Source organism: Sulfuricurvum sp. MLSB (assembly GCF_000747095.1).
Lineage (GTDB): Bacteria > Campylobacterota > Campylobacteria > Campylobacterales > Sulfurimonadaceae > Sulfuricurvum.
In genome coordinates, this window is sequence record NZ_JQGL01000073.1 from 1 (window position 1) to 5,509 (window position 5,509).

Annotated in this window: 5 protein-coding genes; 4 read left to right on the forward strand and 1 reads right to left on the reverse strand. The window is 49.7% G+C overall.

Features of this window, described 5'->3' with window-relative positions; all coding sequences use genetic code 11:
* Both JU82_RS06090 and JU82_RS06095 read left to right on the forward strand, forming a co-directional pair.
* A partial coding sequence (locus JU82_RS06090) for a nitronate monooxygenase (protein ID WP_037948067.1) occupies positions 1-996 on the forward strand: 996 nt, incomplete at its 5' end.
* Between the two features lie 11 nt (positions 997-1,007).
* Positions 1,008-2,576 (forward strand): N-acetylmuramoyl-L-alanine amidase, encoded by a 1,569-nt coding sequence (locus JU82_RS06095; protein WP_037948079.1) that lies wholly within the window; start codon positions 1,008-1,010, stop codon positions 2,574-2,576.
* Here the strand turns inward: JU82_RS06095 and galU are convergent.
* Positions 2,573-3,397 (reverse strand): UTP--glucose-1-phosphate uridylyltransferase GalU, encoded by an 825-nt coding sequence (gene galU / locus JU82_RS06100; RefSeq protein ID WP_294892333.1) that lies wholly within the window; start codon positions 3,395-3,397, stop codon positions 2,573-2,575. The two genes, JU82_RS06095 and galU, sit on opposite strands and share 4 nt — an antisense overlap.
* Before the next feature lie 138 nt (positions 3,398-3,535).
* Between galU and JU82_RS06105 the strand changes: the two genes are divergently transcribed.
* Together JU82_RS06105 and JU82_RS06110 are read left to right on the forward strand one after the other, a co-directional pair.
* The gene (locus JU82_RS06105; RefSeq protein ID WP_037948073.1) at positions 3,536-4,210 is read left to right on the forward strand and encodes a hypothetical protein; all 675 of its coding nucleotides are present in this window, start codon (positions 3,536-3,538) and stop codon (positions 4,208-4,210) included.
* 93 nt (positions 4,211-4,303) lie between these two features.
* Positions 4,304-5,509, forward strand: a 1,206-nt coding sequence (locus tag JU82_RS06110) for an EAL domain-containing protein (RefSeq protein ID WP_037948076.1), incomplete at its 3' end; no start/stop codon positions are given.

Sequence of the window (5,509 nt, forward strand, 5' to 3'; positions counted from 1 at the left end):
GGGACTGTTTCCAAAGAGGGGGGGCTGGGAGTGATCAGCGCCGTCGGAACAGGATATTACGGCGACAAAATGTACGCGGATAAATTGGTTGCCGGACGTCCTTTGGACGCCGAAAACTTTTATTCCAAAAAAGGGTTGACCGCCATTATCGAAAATGCCCGCAAAATCTGCGGTGATGCGCCGCTGGCCGTCAACATCCTGTACGCGATCAACGATTACGGCCGTGTCGTAACCGATGCGTGCGAAGCGGGGATCGATATTATCATCACGGGTGCGGGCCTGCCGACCAATATGCCCGAGTTTACCGCCGATTATCCCGACGTGGCGCTGGTTCCCATCGTTTCATCGCCAAAAGCCCTTTCGATTATTTGCAAACGCTGGGAAAAACGCTACAACCGTCTTCCTGATGCCGTAGTGCTGGAGGGGCCGCTCAGCGGCGGACACCAGGGCTTTACTTACGAGCAGTGCACGATGGACGAATACCAGCTTGAAAACCTTGTCCGTCCGGTTGTCGAAGAAGCGGCAAAATGGGGTAATATCCCCGTAATCGCGGCGGGCGGCATCTGGGACAAAAACGATATCGACGCCATGATGGCTCTGGGGGCAAAAGGGGTGCAAATGGGTACCCGTTTTATCGGCACGTTCGAATGTGACGCCCATGAAAATTTCAAGCAGGTCTTGATCAACGCCAAAGAAGAAGACATCACCCTGATGAAATCGCCGGTCGGGTATCCTGCGCGCGGCGTGCGGACCAAACTGCGCGATCTGATCGACAGCCGTACGGGACCGGCCATCAAATGTATCTCCAACTGCGTTGCGCCGTGTAACCGCGGAGTCGAGGCCAAAGCGGTAGGTTTCTGTATTGCCGACCGTCTCAGCGACGCGTACTTCGGCGATATGGAATTGGGTCTTTATTTTTCCGGCAGCAACGGCTATAAGATCGATAAAATCATCTCCGTCAAAGAGTTGATGGAAAAACTCACTCAAGGGGAGTGAGCTTTTCCGTGATGATCCGTTTTCTTCTTTTGCTCTTTCTTTGTTTCGCGTCAGTGATGGGAGCGGATAATAACCGGCTGGATGCGGCTAAAAAATCGCTCGACAGCGGTGACGAGGTTGAACAGTTCCGCGGATACAACGAATACAAAACGATCTATCTGCGTTCGATGCTGGATAAAAACACCGCTGTCGCGCACGAAGCCCTCGAAGGAATCGTTCGGGGAGGGAACAAGCTCGGCATTGACGTTTCCAAATACGAATCCGATCTGGCAAAATTGAAAAGCCAAACGAAAAGTGCGGCACCGGCGCTCAAAACAGTTGAAAACACCGACAAGCCTCTCGAATCCAAAATCCCGTCGGTCATTTACGACAAAACGCTGAAACCTGCCGCCATCGCGAGTAAATTCACGACTCCAGAACCCGTAAAACTGCTCAAAAACGAGCCGATCGTTCGTCCGGAAAACGTAACGGTCGTCATGCGTCATCGATTAGAAAACGCGTTGTGGAAAGACAAAGGGCTGGAGCTGGTTTTTGATACGCCGGTTCAACAGAGTGAAATCCGCATGTCGAAAATCATTGAATCGGACAAGCAGCGATTCCGATATATTATCGATATCGAATCGGCTACTCTTTCCAAAACCCAGACGTTGGAACACAAAGAGATCAATCGGATTAAAATCGCCCAGTACGATGCCAAAACGCTGCGTCTGGTCATCGAGCATACCAAAGCCATTATGCTCAAACCGACCGCTCAGGGCAAATCGGTTTACATCGACCTGAATTTGGAAGCTCCCAAAACGACGCCGCCTTTGGCCACGGCTGTAACACAGCCCGTTGTGGTGGAACCGCCTTTGGTCGCGACGCTTCCTCCGTTGGTCACCGTCACTCCCAAAGATCGGAGCAAAAAAGTGATCGTGATCGATCCGGGACACGGCGGCAAAGACAGCGGTGCGGTCGGGAACGGTTTTATGGAAAAAGAGATCGTCCTTTCGATCTCTATCCAGCTTGCTGAGCGTCTGCGGGCGATGGGGTACACCGTTCACATGACGCGCAGCAACGACACGTTCATCGAATTGAAAGACCGGACTAAGTTTGCCAACGACAAAGAGGCGGATCTGTTTATCTCGGTCCATGCCAACTCCATCCCGAAAACCTCCGATCCTCTCGGAGCTCAGGGGCTGGAAACCTATTTTCTCTCACCCGGGCGGAGCGAGCGGGCAATGCGGGTAGCGGCGTTGGAAAACTCCGAAGACATGAACGAGATGGGACAGTACGGAAAACTCAGTTTCTTGAGCTTTTTGAACACCGAAAAAATCATTGCTTCCAACAAACTGGCAATCGATTTGCAAAAAGGAATGCTGCTCAATCTGCGGAAGCAATTTCCGAACGTGCGGGATAACGGCGTCCGAGAAGCCCCTTTTTGGGTTCTTGTCGGAGCTCAGATGCCGGCCGTATTGCTCGAAGTAGGCTATATCAGCCATCCCGATGAATCGGCGCGGATTGCCGATGAGAAGTATCAAAAATGGATGGTGGAAGGGCTGCTAGAAGGGGTAGGACGCTATTTCGCCAATAACGGCTAGGATCTGCTCTTTTCGTAAAAGTAGTTCGTTGCCTCGACGAATCCTTCGACACTTCCGCAATCGAACCGTTTTCCGTTAAATTTATAGGCCAGAACCGTCCCGTTTTGGGCCTGCGCCATCAGCGCATCGGTAATCTGGATTTCTCCCCCCTTGCCGGGAGCGGTGTTTTCGATGATGCCGAAAATGTCCGGGGTCAGAATGTAGCGCCCGATGATCGCCAGATTGCTTGGGGCAACGGAGGGATCCGGTTTTTCGATCATGTTGCTGACTTGGTAGACACCCTCTTCGATCTCTCTTCCTTCGATAATCCCGTAACGGTTGGTTTGGCTCGGATCGATTTCCTCGATCGCGACGATCGAGCATTGGTATTTCGCAAACAAGGCCACCATTTGCGAGAGAATTCCTCCGGCTCCGTTGCCGTCGCATAAGTCATCGGCGAGGACAACGGCAAACGGCTCGTTCCCGATCAGTGTTTCGCCCGTAAGAATCGCATGCCCTAGCCCTTTCATCTCATTTTGTCGGGTATAGGAGAACGTGCATTGATCGATCAGGGTACGGATCTCGGTGAGGTAGTGTTCTTTGTCGGTTCCTTTGATCTGGTGCTCCAGCTCATAGCTTACGTCAAAATGATCTTCCAATGCCCGTTTTCCGCGCCCCGTAACAATAGCCATTGTATGAATGCCCGCTTCGACCGCTTCTTCGACCCCATACTGGATCAGCGGTTTGGTGAGGACGGGGAGCATCTCTTTGGGCATCGCTTTGGTGGCAGGTAAAAAGCGCGTTCCGTATCCGGCTGCGGGGAAAAGGCATTTTTTGATCATGGATACTCCTGAAATACATTGAATACTATGCGATACGGCATTTTAGCACAGGGGGCTTAACACAATGTTTGAATCCGTTTGCTTTTGAGACACATAAAATGAGTTATAATGTTTTATTATTGATCCAGGAGGGCAACGATGAAACGAGTAGCTGCAATAGCATTGATTACGGGGACTTTGTTCAGTGGGGCGGCGGCAGCCGATTTTGATATCGGAATTTCCGGTTCGGAAAAAGGGATCAGCGGCCTTTCTCTCTCGATAGGTGATTACTACCGGGTGCCGCACAGTGAAATCATTGTGATCGAGCGGGCTATTCCCCGCGAGGAGATGAGCGTTGTGTATTTGTTATCGCGCCGAGCACACCGCGATGCGCAGTTTATTGCCGATCTTCGTTTACGCGGACTCAGCTGGTGGGACATTACGATCCGCCTCGGACTTGACCCGCACACTCTCTACGTCGTGGATTCTCATCGCCATTCAGGGCCTCCGTACGGTAAAGCTTACGGATATTACAAAGAGGGGAAAAAGCACCGTTTGCGCGATGATGAGATCGTAGAACTTTCCAACGTCCGTTTCCTTTCCAAATATCACCGCGTCAGTGCCGACGACGTGATTGATCAGCGCCGTAAGGGAGAACGGTATATGAACATTGACGAACATTACCGGAGTAAAAAAGGGCCTTCAAATTTTCAGGAAAAACGGTATGAAGATCGGGGATCGAAAGGTTATGATGACCGAGGAGCAAAAGGCGGTAAACCATCGCAAGAACGCGGTGCAAAAGGGCATGGAAACAGCAAGGGGTCCGAGCGTTAATCGAGTCAGTCTCTCTTAGAATTTAATCATTTTCAGGCACAATGCCGATAATGTAATACAGATTCGAAAGAGTGCACGAAAAAGGAACCGTCTTTGGGTAAATTGTTTTTAGCAAAACAGAAAATTTTTAATGGCGATGGAAACGTCTATGCGTATGAATTGTTGTTTCGGGATACCGCCCATGGGATAGCGGAGTTTCCGGGCAACATGAAAGCAACTTCTCATATCATCGTCAATGCGCTCACCAACCTCAATATTGATCAGCTTCTGGGCAAAAACGGGACTGCGTTTATCAACGTAGACGAGCAGATGCTCACATCCGGCATTATTGATATGCTCGATAAAAAAAGATTTATCCTTGAGCTGCTTGAGACGATCGAATTGAGCGAAAAAGTAATCGAGAAAATCAAGCTCTATCACAAACGCGGGTACACGATAGCTATTGACGATTTTGACTGCAGCATTGGAATGATCAAAAAATTTGCACCGCTGATCAAACATATCCACATACTGAAAATCGACGTTATGTCCGCAGAACTTCAGAATATCGAAGCGGTGATGAGCAAATTACGGAGTGCGGGGATCAAGTTTCTGGCCGAAAAGATCGAGACGAAAGAAGAGTACGACAAGTATCACTCGATTCAGTTTGATCTGTTTCAGGGATATTATCTGCACAAGCCCGAAATAGTAGAAATCGACGGGTATAAAGAGGTCACCCACCTCATTATTTTGCAGCTTATCCGATTAATCAAAGAAGATGCTGAAACGACCAAGATCGAGATGTTTATCAAACAACGCGCCGATTTATCATTTAAACTGATCAAATTTCTGAACAACCAAGAATCGTTCAGCACGCCGGTCGAATCGATCACGCAGGTCATTACGCTGCTCGGACGCGATAAACTTCTGCGATGGCTGCTCGTCTATCTGTATGCGGAGATTTCCACCAATCCCGCTTCTGAAGTCATTTTGCAGTTTGCGTTGAACCGTGCCGAACGGATGGAAGAAGATGCCCACCATCGGGACAAGGAGAAAGCGTACCTTGCGGGGATGTTTTCGCTGCTCGGGGCGCTTTTTGATACCAACATCAAAGAGCTGATGAACCATGTCAAGATGGACAGCGAGATTACACGGTTGGTGATTGAGAAAAAAGGGAAATTTGCGCCCAGCCTGCAAAAAGCCGAACTGATGGAAAAAGAGTATCTTCGAACATTGATCATTGAGAATTTTGATAAACTTGATCCGATCGAGCTGATTTATGCGCTTGAGTACAGCGGCGTGCATATCGATAAGACCAAG

Bases quoted from the DNA above. Each gene is read 5' to 3' on its own strand.
- JU82_RS06095 (WP_037948079.1), top strand. From the start codon at position 1,008: ATGATCCGTTTTCTTCTTTTGCTCTTTCTTTGTTTCGCGTCAGTGATG.
- galU (WP_294892333.1), bottom strand. From the start codon at position 3,397: ATGATCAAAAAATGCCTTTTCCCCGCAGCCGGATACGGAACGCGCTTT.
- JU82_RS06105 (WP_037948073.1), top strand. From the start codon at position 3,536: ATGAAACGAGTAGCTGCAATAGCATTGATTACGGGGACTTTGTTCAGT.